General features: G+C 36.4%; 16 protein-coding genes and 1 pseudogene. 11 read left to right on the top strand and 6 right to left on the bottom strand.

What is annotated here, in order from left to right:
* Positions 1–55: 55 nt before the first annotated feature.
* The 3 genes from AB1279_RS21850 to AB1279_RS21840 all read right to left on the bottom strand — a co-directional run bounded on the left by AB1279_RS21850 (position 56) and on the right by AB1279_RS21840 (position 1,278).
* Positions 56–484, bottom strand: a complete 429-nt coding sequence (locus AB1279_RS21850) for an EamA family transporter (protein ID WP_429760925.1) — start codon at positions 482–484, stop codon at positions 56–58.
* Positions 485–553: 69 nt separating this feature from the next.
* The gene (locus AB1279_RS21845) at positions 554–700 is read right to left on the bottom strand and encodes a BH0509 family protein (protein WP_028411195.1); all 147 of its coding nucleotides are present in this window, start codon (positions 698–700) and stop codon (positions 554–556) included.
* A 161-nt stretch (positions 701–861) separates the two neighbouring features.
* Complete coding sequence (locus AB1279_RS21840; RefSeq protein WP_429752507.1) at positions 862–1,278, bottom strand: pyridoxamine 5'-phosphate oxidase family protein; 417 nt, start codon at positions 1,276–1,278, stop codon at positions 862–864.
* Between the two features lie 359 nt (positions 1,279–1,637).
* On the opposite strand from AB1279_RS21840, the gene AB1279_RS21835 reads away from it, so the two are divergent.
* From AB1279_RS21835 to AB1279_RS21825, 3 genes are all read left to right on the top strand, one after another.
* On the top strand, positions 1,638–2,069 hold the full coding sequence (locus tag AB1279_RS21835) for a helix-turn-helix domain-containing protein (protein ID WP_429760923.1): 432 nt from the start codon (positions 1,638–1,640) through the stop codon (positions 2,067–2,069).
* Positions 2,070–2,114: 45 nt separating this feature from the next.
* Positions 2,115–3,173 carry a calcium/proton exchanger gene (cax, locus tag AB1279_RS21830; RefSeq protein WP_429752503.1) on the top strand — a complete coding sequence of 353 codons (1,059 nt, stop codon included), beginning with the start codon at positions 2,115–2,117 and terminating at the stop codon, positions 3,171–3,173.
* A 180-nt stretch (positions 3,174–3,353) separates the two neighbouring features.
* Complete coding sequence (locus AB1279_RS21825; protein WP_429752502.1) at positions 3,354–4,151, top strand: YfkD family protein; 798 nt, start codon at positions 3,354–3,356, stop codon at positions 4,149–4,151.
* 187 nt (positions 4,152–4,338) lie between these two features.
* On the opposite strand, the gene yfkAB is transcribed toward AB1279_RS21825, so the two are convergent.
* Positions 4,339–5,466 carry a radical SAM/CxCxxxxC motif protein YfkAB gene (gene yfkAB / locus AB1279_RS21820; protein ID WP_429760921.1) on the bottom strand — a complete coding sequence of 376 codons (1,128 nt, stop codon included), beginning with the start codon at positions 5,464–5,466 and terminating at the stop codon, positions 4,339–4,341.
* 438 nt (positions 5,467–5,904) lie between these two features.
* Here yfkAB and AB1279_RS21815 point away from each other — a divergent pair, with 438 nt between their 5' ends.
* The 5 genes from AB1279_RS21815 to rlmD all read left to right on the top strand — a co-directional run bounded on the left by AB1279_RS21815 (position 5,905) and on the right by rlmD (position 10,967).
* Positions 5,905–6,087 (top strand): SE1561 family protein, encoded by a 183-nt coding sequence (locus AB1279_RS21815; RefSeq protein ID WP_251229065.1) that lies wholly within the window; start codon positions 5,905–5,907, stop codon positions 6,085–6,087.
* A 117-nt stretch (positions 6,088–6,204) separates the two neighbouring features.
* The gene (gene fumA / locus AB1279_RS21810) at positions 6,205–7,731 is read left to right on the top strand and encodes a class I fumarate hydratase (protein ID WP_429752499.1); all 1,527 of its coding nucleotides are present in this window, start codon (positions 6,205–6,207) and stop codon (positions 7,729–7,731) included.
* 135 nt (positions 7,732–7,866) lie between these two features.
* Entirely contained in the window at positions 7,867–8,649 is a 783-nt protein-coding gene (gene pdaA, locus AB1279_RS21805; RefSeq protein ID WP_429752497.1) for a delta-lactam-biosynthetic de-N-acetylase, read from the top strand.
* A 58-nt stretch (positions 8,650–8,707) separates the two neighbouring features.
* Positions 8,708–9,571, top strand: coding sequence for a DNA-3-methyladenine glycosylase family protein (locus tag AB1279_RS21800; protein WP_429760919.1), 864 nt, complete (start codon positions 8,708–8,710; stop codon positions 9,569–9,571).
* Between the two features lie 10 nt (positions 9,572–9,581).
* Entirely contained in the window at positions 9,582–10,967 is a 1,386-nt protein-coding gene (gene rlmD / locus AB1279_RS21795; protein ID WP_429760917.1) for a 23S rRNA (uracil(1939)-C(5))-methyltransferase RlmD, read from the top strand.
* A 213-nt stretch (positions 10,968–11,180) separates the two neighbouring features.
* On the opposite strand, the gene AB1279_RS21790 is transcribed toward rlmD, so the two are convergent.
* On the bottom strand, positions 11,181–11,855 hold the full coding sequence (locus tag AB1279_RS21790; RefSeq protein ID WP_429760915.1) for a GGDEF domain-containing protein: 675 nt from the start codon (positions 11,853–11,855) through the stop codon (positions 11,181–11,183).
* A gap of 159 nt (positions 11,856–12,014) precedes the next feature.
* Here AB1279_RS21790 and AB1279_RS21785 point away from each other — a divergent pair.
* A pseudogene (locus AB1279_RS21785) lies at positions 12,015–12,615 on the top strand (GNAT family N-acetyltransferase).
* A gap of 360 nt (positions 12,616–12,975) precedes the next feature.
* Here the strand turns inward: AB1279_RS21785 and AB1279_RS21780 are convergent.
* Positions 12,976–14,148, bottom strand: coding sequence for an MFS transporter (locus AB1279_RS21780; protein ID WP_429760913.1), 1,173 nt, complete (start codon positions 14,146–14,148; stop codon positions 12,976–12,978).
* Between the two features lie 81 nt (positions 14,149–14,229).
* On the opposite strand from AB1279_RS21780, the gene yeiL reads away from it, so the two are divergent.
* Both yeiL and AB1279_RS21770 read left to right on the top strand, forming a co-directional pair.
* Positions 14,230–14,901, top strand: coding sequence for a transcriptional regulator YeiL (gene yeiL / locus AB1279_RS21775; protein ID WP_429760912.1), 672 nt, complete (start codon positions 14,230–14,232; stop codon positions 14,899–14,901).
* A gap of 411 nt (positions 14,902–15,312) precedes the next feature.
* Complete coding sequence (locus AB1279_RS21770) at positions 15,313–16,095, top strand: COG4705 family protein (protein ID WP_429760910.1); 783 nt, start codon at positions 15,313–15,315, stop codon at positions 16,093–16,095.
* Positions 16,096–16,236 lie beyond the last annotated feature (141 nt).

The following is a 16,236-nucleotide window of genomic DNA, read 5'->3' as shown; positions in this document are numbered from 1 at the left end:
TTCTTATCCCGCTATTCGTGGACAGTAAGCCTCCACTAATGAAGGTTTCTCTTTATTAACTAAAAGCAATAAAAAGAACGCCTGTTGTAATAAAGAGAACACCGATACCGGTCATGAAATTTAATTTTTCACCAAGAATAATCATAGCCAAGATAATCGAAAAGACCACGCTTAATTTATCAACAGGTGCTACTTGTGAAACCTTTCCTGTCTTTAAGGCGAGAAAGTAAAAGAGCCAAGAAGAAGCACCGGCTACACCGCTCAGTGTGATAAATAATAATGCTTTCTTATTTACTAATACTTCTCCGATATTTTGGAATTTTCCTTGGATGATAATAACGCCGACCATAAATAAGGCCATAATGATTGAACGAATTGTCGTTGCAACATTCGAATCAATTCCTTCTAGTCCTATTTTTCCGAAGATAGATACAAGCGCTGCTGTGATTGCTGATAGTAATGCGAATAATAACCATGAGCTCATATAAATTCCTCCAATCATATATTATTTTACATGAAAAAAACCATTCCTGTTAGGGAATGGTCTTCTGTATTATTCTGCAATTTCTTCATATAAGAAGTACGTCACATTATAAATATGTTCTACTTCGTCATCTGTCATATACATAAGCTCTTCGCGTTCAATTCCTTTTTTCTTTTCAATAAACTCAATCATGTTTTTCCGTTCTTCTCTTTTCATCATTTTTATTTCCCCTCTCACTCTGTTTTAATACAGTTTATTTAAGTTAATGCTATTATATAACAGAATCTTTAGAAAGTTCCAGCTTTTTCAATTTTTTTTGGAAAAGAACTTTTCGACAAAACGAGACCTCATATTTCGTGAGATCTCGTTTCTTTTTGCTATAGACGTAAAAATTCTGGTTGCGTTGTACCAGCACTATCAATGTAATAAATTGTTTCAGGATTAATTTTTATTAAAACGTAATTTGGATCTTCAGGACCAAGTAACCAACGTTTCAAGCTGTTTGTCCAGAATTTATTTTTTAATGTATGGTCTTCTTCAATAGAAGCGATTCCTTCTACCTCAATATACTCTTCATCCCAGTTTTTTCCTTCTCGCCCAAGTAAAATATGAACATTTGGATTTTGTTCTATATCTGCTATCTTTTTTGAATGGCGATCTGTTGCAGCGTACAATACAAAATCTTCATGAAAAAATATCATAAAGCAGCTATGTGGTTTGTTGTCACGCATTGTTGCCAGTACACCTGTTTTTTGATTTTGAATGATATTTGCTATTTTTTCTTTTATATGCATTTGTTTATGCTCCTTCCTCGTCAATACTCATATTTTTTAAGGGGAAATTCTCGTAAGATTTCAATTGGTGTTGTTCCCTCTTACTTTTTTCTTCAATGCTCTTTTTTAAACATATCTCCAAAAGAATTCCCCTTCCTCAAGGAACGAGAAGGGTGAAAAGCAATGAGTAGGGAGGGGATGAATTTTGGTTGGCGTAAGCCAAAAAAAATGAAAAAGGAATTTCCTCAAATCAGATAGAATTCGTGTAAAGAATGCTTTTGGTCTCAAGGTTATTGTTTGTTGACTGTAGGTGGTGCAGTATTAAAAGTTCTAAACAATACATCGAAACACAAGGACAAAACCAACGGGAGGTGAAGACAATGTTGTTGAATCAAAAATATGAAATCTTTCCAACAGAAGCACAAAAAGAAGTGTTAGACCGTTGGTTACAATATTGTCGTCAAACCTACAATTCTGCCTTACTAGACAAAGAACGAAAATATAAGCAAAACAAAGAAAATTACGATCGTTATGATATGCAAAGACAACTTACATTGGACAAGAATACGTACCCTTTTCTAAAAGAAATGCCTTCTCAGCCTTTGCAAGAAGTTTTTGCACGTCTGAAAAAAGCATTTGATAATTTCTTTCGTAAAGATGCAAAATATCCAAAACAGAAAAAGTATAAGGACTACAATAGTATGACGTTTCCACAATTTGGACTCAAACCGAATGGAAAGCATCGTTATGCGATGTCTTTTTCTGATAACGGTAAGTTATACAATGAGAAATTGGGTAAGTTAGAAGAATAATGATAAAACAAAGGATAATTGATGAAAATTGGAAGGATGAAAAAGATGTTTAATAAAATCTTTTTATTCGTTGTAGTTATCGGTGTGCCGTTTTCCATTCTTGGTAACGTCATGCACTGGCCACAAACAATTATGTTTGCTGTATATTGTATTACGATTATTGCACTTGCTGGCTTTATGGGGAGAGCGACAGAAAGTTTGTCGATTGTATCAGGACCGCGTATCGGTGGTTTACTAAATGCAACATTTGGTAACGCGGTTGAACTTATTATTTCTATTTTTGCATTGCAAGCTGGATTAATTGAAGTAGTGCTCGCTTCGTTAACGGGTTCTGTTCTTGGCAACCTATTGCTAGTGGGGGGCCTTTCCTTTTTTGTAGGTGGTCTAAAGTATAAACGTCAAAGCTTTAATGTATATGATGCAAGACATAATTCAACCTTATTAATTTTTGCAGTTGTTGTTGCATTTGTTATTCCAGAAATATTTTCAATGAAAATGAACGCAGAGAAAACAGTTCAACTTAGTATTGGCATTTCAATCATTATGATTATTTTATATTTAGCAGCATTGTTCTTTAAACTTGTCACGCATCGAGGTGTATATCAGCCTAAAGAAGAAGAGTTAGAACAACACGATGAAGAGCCGGAATGGTCAAAAGGAAGAGCATTGCTTATTTTAGCACTTGCAACAGCAGCGGTTGCCTATGTATCAGAAGCACTTGTACATACGTTTGAAACAGTTGCAAAGGCATTTGGCTGGAGTGAATTATTTATTGGAATTATCATCGTTGCCATTGTCGGAAATGCGGCAGAGCATGCATCGGCTATTCTTATGGCCTATAAAAATAAGATTAATATTGCCGTTGAGATTGCAGTTGGATCAACATTACAAATTGCAATGTTTGTTGCACCTGTACTTGTCATTATTTCTATATTTTTTGCAGTAAACATGCCTCTTATATTCACTTTTCCGGAATTAGTGGCAATGATTACCGCTGTATTTTTGACAATTTCCATATCAAATGATGGTGATACGAACTGGTTTGAAGGCTTAACCTTACTTGCAGCATATTTTATTATGGGTATCGGTTTTTATTTATTATAAAAAATCCCGCCACTTTTCTTCTTTGAATCTTGAAGTGGGGGAGATCTCGTGTATCCCCTTTGGTAGATGCTTAACACGAGTGAAGTTTTCCTGCCTATTTTTTGATAAAAAGTTTGGATAACAAAGAGGAGTGTGGAAAAGAATATAACAGTATAGTCCCATTAGGAAGGAGCTTTACGGATGAAACGAATGTACAGTATTTGTCTCATCATCATGTTCTCGTTTATCTTTTTATTTCCTTGTAGTAGCTTTGCAAAGACAGAACTGAATGTGAAAATTCCACCGTCTGTTTTAAACATTTCAAAAGGAAATACGTATCCAAATCCAACACAAGATTTGCCGCGTTTACAACCGAGTGAACTAGCAAAAACATTGCTTGAAACATCGCCAATAAAAATTGAGAATCCAGATTTAATTCGAATGTTTAATGAAACTTCCATTTCGAATGCACCGCTTGCAGTTGGATATCGAGCTAAAATTTATTTAGGACAATGGCCTTTAAATTATGAATCAACTGAAACAACAATGAATTGGGAATATCGACAAGTGAATCGGAATTTCCATGATAATCGTGGTGTACAGGGGTTTTATCCGCTTCGCTATAAGCAAGAAGCACAAAAAATTGTGGAAGGTGGACTTACTGCTTCCATTAAAGATGCGGAAGATGTGAAGAAGATGATGCTATTAAAAGCAATGGAAAAAGTACGCTTACCTCTTTCGTTTAAAACAATTATTGGTTATGGAACTGAGCATGAACGAGTATACAATATTAGTCCGAAACAACTTGGATACTTATATGCATATACACCAGCAGTTAATGAAAAAGGAAAAGTAACATTTGGAGAAGTATATCTTGTCTTAAAAGGAAATCAGCGAAAACTTATGATAAAAAATATAACATCACAGGGAATTGGAGCTTCCATACCAATTCAAGATCATATTTCATTTAAGTTTATTTCGTCTCCTACTCCAAAATAAAGTGAAACTTCCAGCAGTGGGGAGATCATCTCCCACTGCTGGCATACGCCCTCACCAATCGGGCGTATGCCAGCAGTTATCCCCACCTATCTTCTTTGTCTCTGATTCTTGAGGTTGGGTCTTACTGCCCGCGAATGGCGGGATAAAAAAACGTCAGCGCATATTGCGCTGACGTTTTTTCTTCCACTTATAGAGTGAGATTTGCTTGTTTTGTTAAAAAGTTTTCTGTTGGGTAATAACTATTTTTAACAAGAATATTTGGTCCAAGGCATTTTACGGCTGGACAATGGCAGCTTAATTCTTTTGCTGTTTGTGAAGAGCTCCACTTGTCATAAGCTTCTTGCAATGTGTTCGTTTGGATGTTTCCAAGCAATGGAATGTCACCGAAATCTGTAACGATAATATTGCCGTCAAAAATATTTACATTTAAGCGAGAACGACCGTCTGGATCATTACGTACTGTGACGTTTTTACTTGTATGTAGCTTTTTGAATACTTCTAAATCACGTTCGTCATTGCTACATGCATAGAATGGCAATGTTCCAAATAACATCCATACATTTTCATCACGAATATCAAGAAGGTGTGAAATTGCACTGCGAATTTCATCTTTCGTTAAAATTTCAAGATTACTAGCAAAATCACTTGGATACATCGGATGTACTTCATGACGTTTGCAGCCCATCTCTTCAACAATTTGACGGTGAATATGCTCAATGTGTGGAAGAGTGCGTTTATTTAGCATTGTTTCAGCAGAAACAAGAACACCCGCTTCTGATAATGCTTTACTATTTGAAATCATACGTTCAAATAGTTTGGCACGTTGTTCATATGATGGTTTGCGTTCCATCATGGCAAATCCGCCTTCAACGAAATCGTCAATCGTTCCCCAGTTATGAGAAATGTGCAAAACATCTAAGTAAGGAACAATTTGTTCATAACGAGCCAAATCTATAGTTAGGTTAGAGTTAATTTGTGTACGAACGCCACGTTCGTGAGCATATTTTAAGAGCGGTGTTACATAGTTATCAACGGATTTTTTTGAAAGCATTGGCTCGCCGCCTGTAATACTTAAAGAGCGTAGATGAGGAATTTCATCTAATCGTTGTAATAACAAATCAAGCGGAAGTGGATTTGGATCTTTCGGCTGTAATGTATAACCAACAGCACAATGTTCACAGCGCATATTGCATAACGTTGTAGTTGTAAACTCAACGTTTGTTAATAATAATTTGCCGTACTCTTCAAGGTCCATATACGCTTCCCATGGATCATAAGAAGGAGTAATCGGCTTCATTTTTTGTGATGTATTCATTATGAAATACTCCTTTGACTATTGAAATAACAATTTGTCCATTCTCTATGATAGAAGAAGATTGCTTTTTAATAAAGGGAAACTTCCATAAGTGGGGAGTTTTTTCATCCCTACTTATGGAAAGCTCTTACCAATCGTGCATATGCCAGCGGTTTCTTCATACCTAATTTCTTTGCTTTATGTTGAATTTTGAGGAATGAGGATTACTGTCGGCGAATAGCAGGATAAACCATTTTAATCAAATTGACGGGAAAATTTTATGACCGTAATAATCATTTTTGCTGTATAATAAAATAAAGATTCAACAAGCAAACAATGAGTATGCTGAATATGAATCGAAGCAATCGAGTTGTATAAGTGTGTTATTTTTCGTAAATATGTAGGAACACTTATGTTTAGTCTAATTAGGATAACTCGAATAAAAAGGAGAGAGCACCTATGGGAAATGCTACTTATGATAAAGATTCACAATTAGTATATTTGAAAGAACGTTTAAATATGTTTATAGAGGTTATTGATACAATTGAACCAGAAGATGTAGAACTAGAAGATGTGGATCGTCTTCTTGAAATGTTAGATGATATTGAATTTAAATGCGAGCAATTTAAAAAAGGTGAGTAAGAATCAGCAAATTGCTGATTCTTTTTTGTTAGAAGCAATACAAAAAAAGATGTATAATCAAACTGTGAAATTTTTTAAAGCGTTTTGGTAGCGTTCACAATTGAGGGGGAAGTAATGATGAAAAAGCTTCAAGAAAGCATGTATCAACTAATTGTTGCAACGTCGACGAATTTACCGAAAGATGTTCGCCGTGCAATTCAACAAGCGAAAGAACGAGAAAATGCAGGAACTCGTTCAGCAATGGCGCTTGGTACAATTACAAATAACATTAAAATGGCAGATGACAATATTTCGCCAATTTGCCAAGACACAGGGATGCCAACTTTTAAAGTTTACACACCAGTTGGTGTAAATCAATTACACATTAAAGAAGCGATCTATCAAGCAATTGAACAAGCAACAAAAGATGGGAAGCTTCGCCCAAACTCTGTTGATTCTCTTTTTGGCGATAATAGCGGAAATAACTTAGGACCGGGAACACCTGTTATTAAGTTTGAGCAATGGGAAAAAGATTATATTGATGCACGTCTTATTTTAAAAGGCGGTGGCTGTGAAAATAAAAATATTCAATATAGCTTACCTTGTGAACTAGAAGGGTTAGGACGAGCTGGTCGTGATTTAGAAGGAATCCGTAAATGTCTTCTTCATGCAGTGTATCAAGCACAAGGACAAGGATGCAGCGCTGGTGTAATTGGTGTTGGTATCGGAGGAGATCGCACTTCTGGTTATGAGCTTGCGAAAAACCAATTATTCCGTACATTAGATGATGAAAATCCAATCCCAGAATTGAAGCAGCTTGAAGAATATATTATGGAAAATGCGAATAAACTTGGCATTGGAACGATGGGCTTTGGCGGCGAAACAACATTGCTTGGCTGCAAAATTGGCGTATACAATCGTCTTCCAGCTAGCTTCTATGTTTCTGTTGCGTATAACTGTTGGGCATATCGCCGCTTAGGTGTAACGATTCACCCAGAATCAGGTGAAATTATGGACTGGTTATATCAAGAAGGTGAAGATACGTTAAAACACGAGGAAGCGAAGGAAGATGCAAATACGCAACGTGAAATCGTCCTGCAAGCTCCAATTACAGAAGAGCAAATTCGTGAACTTCGCGTTGGTGACGTTGTAACGATTAACGGTATGATGTACACAGGCCGTGATGCGATTCATAAACACTTAATGGATAACGATTGCCCGGTTGATTTAAACGGACAAGTTATTTATCACTGCGGACCAGTTGTTGTAAAAGATGAAAACGACAATTGGAAAATTAAAGCGGCAGGACCAACAACAAGTATTCGTGAAGAACCTTACCAAGGCGATATTATGAAGAAATTTGGTATTCGTGCTGTTATTGGTAAAGGCGGTATGGGTGCAAAAACATTGGCAGCATTAAATGAGCATGGCGGCGTATATTTAAATGCAATTGGCGGTGCAGCACAGTACTATGCAGAGTGTATTAAAGAAGTAAAAGATGTTGATTTCTTACAATTTGGTATTCCAGAGGCAATGTGGCATTTACGTATAGAAGGATTCAAAGCAGTTGTAACGATGGATTCTCATGGTAATAGCTTACATGCAGATGTTGATAAAACATCTTTAGAGAAATTAGCAACGTTTAAAGAGCCAGTATTTAAATAAGAAAGATGAAGAGCATTTCCAATAATGGAGATGCTCTTTCTTTGTATTGGCATAAATGGAAAAACGTGTTCAGCATGAAACAAATCGAGGTCACAGAAACTACAAGTACGATTCTATATGAAAAGGAGCATATAAATGAAGCGTAATTGGTTATACATCAGTATTATCTTTTCAATTATGATGGTACTTGTTCCAGCTTCTGTGTTTGCTTATGTGAATACACCGAATCATTGGGGGATTCCACGTGCGAAGAATGAAACGCCTCCGGATGCTGGTCAGAAATTTACAGAGCTGCTGCAAAAAAATGGAGGATTTTATTTAGGGGATACAAAGAAAAAAGATATTTACTTAACGTTTGATAATGGGTATGAAAATGGCTTTACAGGAAAGATTCTTGATGTGTTAAAAGAAAAGAAGGTACCAGCAACGTTTTTTGTAACAGGACATTATATAAAAAGTCAACCAGATTTATTGAAAAGAATGGCAGATGAAGGGCATATTATTGGAAACCACTCACAAAGTCATCCGGACTTTACAACAGTAAATGACACAAAGCTTCGTGAAGAACTGCAAATTGTAACAGAGGAAATTAAGAAGGTAACAGGACAAAAAGAAGTACGATATGTAAGGCCGCCACGCGGGATTTTTAGTGAGCGTACATTAGCACTTGCAAAAGAACAGGGCTATTATAATGTATTTTGGTCACTTGCTTTTCTGGATTGGAAAGTAGATCAGCAAAGAGGCTGGCAATATGCCCATAATAATGTTATGAATATGATTCACCCCGGGGCTATTATTTTATTGCACTCTGTTTCCAAAGATAACACAGAAGCACTAGCGAAAATCATTGATGATTTACGCGGGAAAGGGTATCATTTTAAAAGCTTAGATGATTTAGTAAAAGGCAATCAACCGTAAGCATGTATGCTTGCGGTTTTCTCATGCTATAATGATGTGTAAAAAGGATGAGGAATGCATGTGGAGCGAACAAATTACGTTAGAATACCCGTATCGTTTTGAAGAAGTGTTAAAGCGATTATCTTTTGATCCATTAAATGTCGTTAATCTAGAAGATAAAACAATTCATGTTCCGCTTAGCATAGATGGAGAACAACTTGTTGTACGTGTACAAGGAAAGGGAACAATGGAACAGCCACAATTTTGGATCTCTAGCCAAACAGACAAACAAGATAAAATTATGAAGCGTATTTCGTCTATTTTCCAATGGAATCAACCTTTTCATGAGATTCAAAATCATTTTATAAACACGTCATTACGTCCGCTTTTTGAAACATTTGCATATACACCAATTATTTTGGAGTTTGATTATTTTTCTTGTCTTCTTCGCTGCATTATTCATCAACAAGTTCATTTGAAATTTGCCACAAAGCTCACAGAACAATTTGTAAAAACATACGGAACAGAGAAACATGGTGTTTTCTTTTTTCCAAAACCTGAACAAGTAGCAAATATTACAGTAGAAGAATTGAGAAATCAAAAATTTAGTCAGCGGAAGGCAGAATATATCGTTGGGCTTGCGAAACATATTATGGACGGTAAGTTAAACTTAGAAGAGCTAGAGGGAAAAACAGACGAAGAGGTTAGAGAACAACTATTACCGCTGCGCGGTATTGGGGCATGGACCGTACAAAATTTCTTACTGTTCGGGCTTGGACGTCAAAATATGTTTCCAAAAGCAGATATCGGAATTCAACGCGCGCTTCAACAGTTGTTTCAGTTAGAACAAAAGCCAGATGACGTATTTTTAGAACGAATGAAACAAGAATGTGAGCCATATTGCAGTTATGCATCATTATATTTATGGAAAAGTATAGAGTAGAGGTGTAACAATGATACAAAAACAACATGAGAGTAAGTTGGAAGTTGGCCAAACGTTTCCTGTGACAATTAAACGTCTCGGAATTAACGGAGAGGGCGTAGGTTACTTTAAGAGACAAGTTGTCTTCATTCCAGGAGCATTACCGGGAGAGGAAGTTGTTGCAGAGGTAACGAAAATTCAACGTGGTTTTGCAGAAGCAAAAGTGAAAAAAATTCGTAAAGCTTCACCGCATCGTGTGAAGCCACCATGTCCTGTATACGATGAATGTGGCGGTTGTCAGCTGCAACATTTAGATTATCAAGAGCAGTTGAATCAAAAACGTGATATTGTTGTACAAGCATTTGAAAAGTATATGAACGGAAGTATGGAAGCGGATATTCGTCCGACACTTGGTATGGGAGATCCGTGGCATTATCGCAATAAAAGTCAATTGCAAGTAGGTCGTAAAGATGAAAAAGTCATTACAGGGTTATATGAACAAAACTCACACCGCCTAATTGATATTTCTCATTGTATGATTCAACATAAAGCAACGAACGAAGCAACAAAAGTAGTAAGACGTATACTAGAAAAATTGAACATTTCTATTTACAATGAGAGAAAACAAAAAGGTCTTGTACGTACAATTGTGACACGTGCTGCAATTCAAACAGGGGAAGTACAAGTTACATTAATTACGACAAAAGAAGAATTGCCAAATAAAGAGCAGTTTATTGCAGAAGTACAGAAACAAATGCCATCTGTAAAATCGATTATGCAAAATGTGAATGGTCGTAAAACATCAGTTATTTTTGGTGATAAAACATTCCGTTTAGCAGGAAAAGAAGTGATTCAAGAAACACTTGGTGATTTATCATTTGAATTATCTGCACGCGCATTTTTCCAATTAAATCCTGAGCAAACCGTTGTGTTATATAACGAAGCGAAAAAAGCAGCTGCTTTAACAGGAAAAGAAAAAATTGTAGATGCTTATTGCGGCGTTGGTACAATTGGACTTTGGCTTGCAAACGATGCAGCGGAAGTACGCGGAATGGATGTTATTCCAGAAGCGATTGAAGATGCGAAGAAAAATGCGAAGCGTCACGGGTTTACAAATACAAAGTACGAAGCTGGAAAAGCGGAACAATGGTTACCAAAATGGGTGAAAGAAGGATGGCGTCCAGATGTCATTGTTGTTGATCCTCCGCGTACAGGTTGTGACGATAAATTACTTGAAACAATTTTAAAAGTAAGCCCTAAAAAAGTTGTGTATGTATCGTGTAACCCATCATCATTAGCACGTGATGTAAAAACATTAATGAAGAGTTATAAAGTGGAGTATGTACAGCCGGTTGATATGTTCCCGCATACGGCGCATGTAGAGAATGTTGTTAGGCTTGTTAGAAAATGTAACTAATGAATAAACATTTCCGAAACAAAATAAAAACTTTTGATTTTTCATCAGAAATGAGAAAAGTTTTTGTGAAAAGTGATTGTTAAGCCTGATTGCTTCAACTAACCATCAGTGGGGATGAAAAAATCCCTACTGATGGAAGTGTCACTTTATATGATATCATTTTAATTTTTTAACTTTTAAGGAAAAATATATAACATCTTAGAAGTAGGCTAGTTAAAACAGTTCTTTTAGACCATTCGAAGTTATTAATGTGTTCTTTGATGTCTTACTGTGATACATTTTATTATCAGCAATCTTTATTAATTCGAATAAATTGTTATTATGATCTGGATAAATAGCCGAACCTATGGAAACCATAATAGGTATTTGTATTTGATTAGAAAAGTTCTCTAGTTTCTCTTCCAGTCTTTGAAGAAGGGCTTGTAAACTTGTCTCGTCCTTATAATGTCCAATCACCAAGAATTCGTCACCACCCCAACGAGCCACAATATCACTTTTTTTTGTTGATTCAACAAGTGTTTTACTAATCTTTGCTAGGATTATGTCCCCTTGATGATGCCCGTAGGTGTCGTTTATAGTTTTGAAATTATCACAATCTACTACTAATACAAATAATTTATTATTAGTTCGTGCCGCCAAGGAAATAATCTTTTCATAAGTGCCCATAACAAATCTTCGATTGTAAATACCCGTAAGTTCATCTTTCTCAGAATAAAATCTTACTTTATCATACTGTTTACCGCCCCAATACCCCAAAAAAATTAAGAAAGGATATGAATAAAAGTCAAGTGGTTCTACTGCTTTATCACGAAAATAATAGTAGAAGATGTAAATAGAGTGCAATAAAAATATACCCAAAATTCCAATAATTCTGCCGGTGTATTTCATAGTAATCCATCCTTATTATAGTCTTAGATGCCCTATTCTTAATTATATCATGTGCTTATAAAGGGTTAAACAATAGATTTATAGTGTATACGACTATAAATCTTTGTTAAATAAATGAACTGTACTATGGTTATTAGAGGATAATTATATAAATATAAAATGCAGGATGTATTTCCACCAGAGGAAGTATTAGCATTTGACTTTTGGGAAGAACCTTTAGAGGATCCAGGAATTCGTGTTTTTGTTGCTGTTCATGAAGAAAGAGTAGTAGGGGCTACCGAATACCGTTATTATGAGGATTTTAATGTTGCTATGACGGATTTCACAATCATAGGCCAAGCTGGCTTGGGAATCGGCCCATTTTTAGCAAGAGGGCTTGAACGCATTAGCAGCTGCTAATAATAAGAAATTATTAGGTATATTTGCTGAAATCTATGATCCATATCGTGTAGGTCACTATGAGTTTGGCGGAGTTAAGCCGATGGATCCATATGTTCGACGCGAAGTGTTGTCTCATCTTGGTTATAGACGTCTTGATTTCCAATATGTTCATCCTTCCTGGAACAATGATGGTGAAGCCATAACAGGTCTTGATCTTTGTTTCCTTCCAATGGATGGCGAAATCAATGAGCTACAAACAGACTTAATTGTGAAATTTTTGAAACGCTATTATGCTGTTTTATCAAATAAACCAGATTCTTGGCATACGATGGTTGAAAACCTGGAAGCAAAAGAAAAAGTAACATTATTATACCTCTAATAATTGATACTTTAAAAATTTTTGTAGAAGTAACTCTATAAAATGATGTAACTCACCAACATCTTATGTATTGTCAATTGCAGACTGCACATGTTGAATGCGTAATATTGATGACTTTGAAAAAATAATATTAAGAGGAAGCTTCTTACTGCCCGTTAATGCGGGATAAAATTGAGGGTAAATTAATAGGCTTGTCCAAAATGGACAAGCCTGCTTTATAATAATCCAGTATTACCTAATAATGCTCTACGATGATCTTAAGCATTAGGAAAAACGAAAATATGCCGCTGCTTGAATATCCGAAAATTTGTGCGGCATATAAGATCGATTTAGCTTCGTATAGTCTCTTAAATAAACAAACTAAATAAAAACTGCTGCTTTCTTTTTATGTTCCAAATTTCGATAAACAAGTGCAAGCAGCATCGACGGTATGGTACAAACAATCATCCCGATAAAGGCGTATCTTGGCTCGATTTCGTATAAATAACCGCCGAACATCGTGAACACCGCAGTACTCCAGCTAAGTGCCAGTGCTGAATACATGCCTTGTGCTTTTGGAATCTGCGCATGTGGAATATTTTTGATTAAATATTTCATAAAGGCATAATGCCCCATTGCAAATGAGCATGCATGCAATGTTTGTGCGATACAGAAAACAATAACATTTGGAAAGGCAAATACTAATATCCAACGTACGGATGAACCAAGTGCCGCTAGTGTCAGTAAGGAGCCTACTGAAAATTTATGAAAGCTCTGATCTGCGATTGAGAAGAAAATGATTTCTGCGATCACGGCAATGTTAATAATTAACCCAATTAAATATTTGGGTGCGTGAATATCTTGTAAAAAAATATAGCCATAGCTGTAATAAGAAGCGTGTGCTGCTTGCAGTAAAATCACAATGACGAGCACCAAACCAAAGTGTTTGATGCGAAATAATTCCAGCATACCGCCTTTTTTTGTTTGATCCGCTTGCGGTTTTTTAGATAAAACAACGGGTGCACGCATAAAACCAAGACACACGAATACCAATGTGCCGAGTAACAGTGCCCATAAAATTACTTCATCCCCAAACGCCCCTGTAAAGATTGTTAAGATCATACCTGCCACGACAAACCCAATGGATCCCCACGAGCGGCTCTTCCCATAATGTCTTAATTGATTACTTTGCGCAAGTACGCCAGCTGCGCTATCTAAAGCAGGCATCAGCGCTGGGTAAACAAAATTCAAAAGTAACGTTACCACAAGTAAGCTAACAAAGGAACTTGCTGGAATACAACACAGAATAGCAATTAGTGTGCCGATTGCCATTCCATTTAATAAGATTTTACTACTAAATTTCCTCGATAAATAAGGAAACGCAATTAATGTAGAAAGGCCTCTTGCAACCAAACCTAAGCTCATAATCAAACTAGTTTGCGAAAGCGTAAGTCCTTTTGTATGAATCATCCATCCTGTCCAATAGGGTAGAAAAATGCCCCATGTCATATAAAAACTAAAAAACTGTCTACTCATCCAGCGTTGTGTGTCCATTCTGTATCCCCCTCATTGTTTGCATGATAACATGGAGATACGTACAATAATATGAGATATCTCATATTTTTGAGGTGGATTATGGAAATTTATAAAAATGAGAAAAGGAAAAGATATTTGAATGAGTACTCCATTGCGCATTTATTTTCTTTTCCGATTGAAGAGTTTATAGAAGTGCATGAATATAAACGCGATGAATGGATTATTCAAGAAGGCATGCGACCGGATTTTTTATTTTATGTCATTGAAGGAAAAGCAAAAATTTATGTAACGCATCAAAATGGGAAAGTTTCCTTAATTAATTTTATCAATGCGAATGATTATATTGGGGAAATGGAATTATTAAATGAGGTGTACTATACAAAAGGGATCCAAACCTCCACTAAGACCATTTGCTTTGCGCTTCCTTTTCATCGCTGTCGCACACAAATGTTAGAAGATGCAAAATTTCTACGTGAACTAACCAAATTTTTAAGTGTAAAAGCAACACAAATGGCTGCAAAGTATTCGTATAGTCTCGCCTTCCCACTTGAAAACCGGCTTGCGGATTTTATTTTGCAAACTTCGGATGAAGAGGTCTATAAGGAGAAACACGTAACTGTTTGTGATTTTTTAGGCGTCTCCTATCGACATTTATTACATGTGCTTGCACAATTTTGTGACAAAGGGTATTTGCAAAAGGAAGGACGTCACTATCGCATTCAGCAGCACAGCCCACTATATGAACTTGCTGAGATGTTGAGGAATAAATAACTAACTGCAATTCATAAATAGTGGTATACCAAAATAGAAGAACAGACGTTTACTCCGATAAAAGCCTTAATTTAATGAACCTCACTTAGATTACTCACGGTGAATCGTGTCACAAGTAACAGTAAACGATATTCTTTTTGAGTAAATGAACGTTATTTAATGAATTTCTAATATAATTTTCATTCTCCTTTCATGCAGTAAAGGGTGTTTCCGTGTAACATATTTTTATGTTCTGATACAGTGGTGGCTGTACAAATGATTATTTCCGTAAAGCCGTTTGTTGAACGGCTAATAGACCGGATTATACAAAAAGTCCAACTCAGAAAAAATAATAGACTTTAAAAATAATTTCTTTTGCATCCAGATTGTTTTTTTGTGAAGGAAAGAATCATTGGAGGGAAAAACGAGCATATGAATAAGTCCTTATCGGCCGTTATGCATCGCGCAAAGCCGATCTTGTCGAAAGTTCCGGAAGTTACAGTCTATTTTTGGATTACCAAGGTGCTGACTACTGGAATGGGAGAGGTGTTTTCTGATTACCTAGTCAATCATATGAATCCGATCATTGCAGTTGCTCTTGGGGGATTTGGTTTAGCGGCCTCATTGATACTTCAATTCTTGGTACGAAGATATGTGCCATGGATCTACTGGCTCGTTATTGTGATGGTCAGTATTTTTGGTACGATGGCTGCTGATGCTGTGCATGTTGTGTTGGGAGTCCCATACCTTGTATCAACTGTGTTTTTTGCAGCGACACTGGCAGTTATATTCTTCATTTGGAACGCGTTCGAGAAGACTCTATCTATACACAGTATTTACACGACTCGCCGCGAGATTTTTTACTGGTGCACCGTACTGGGTACGTTCGCCTTCGGTACTTCTGCAGGTGACATGACCGCGTCAACGATGCACTTAGGTTACTTTTCTTCTGGGGCGCTGTTTGCTGTCTTGCTTGCCATTCCAGCTCTAGGGTATTGGTTGTTTGGTCTAAATGAGATATTTGCCTTCTGGTTCGCCTACATCATGACTCGTCCAGTAGGTGCCTCGTTTTCGGACTGGATCTCGACGTCTCACGGTGGTCTTGGGCTGGGCGAAGGTCCGGTCAGTCTTGTCTTAACGATTATTATTGTTGTTCTTGTTGGCTACTTGACGATTAGCAAAAAAGATCGTAAGGATGAGTCAGCCGCGGCGTAGAAGCGATAGAAAGCTCACTCGTCCATAGTTTTTTTGTTGTAATAAGTATATAAATGTTTCTCACTTGCACACGAGAAGTACGGAGCATAAATAATAAAAAAGAAGCAGAAAATCACTTAGGATTTCCTGCTTCTTTTTTTA

Origin of the sequence: Bacillus sp. S14(2024), from assembly GCF_050473785.1 — a bacterium.
Taxonomy (GTDB): Bacteria; Bacillota; Bacilli; order Bacillales; family Bacillaceae_G; genus Bacillus_A; species Bacillus_A yunxiaonensis.
This window is presented reverse-complemented; position numbering and strand designations above follow the sequence as displayed.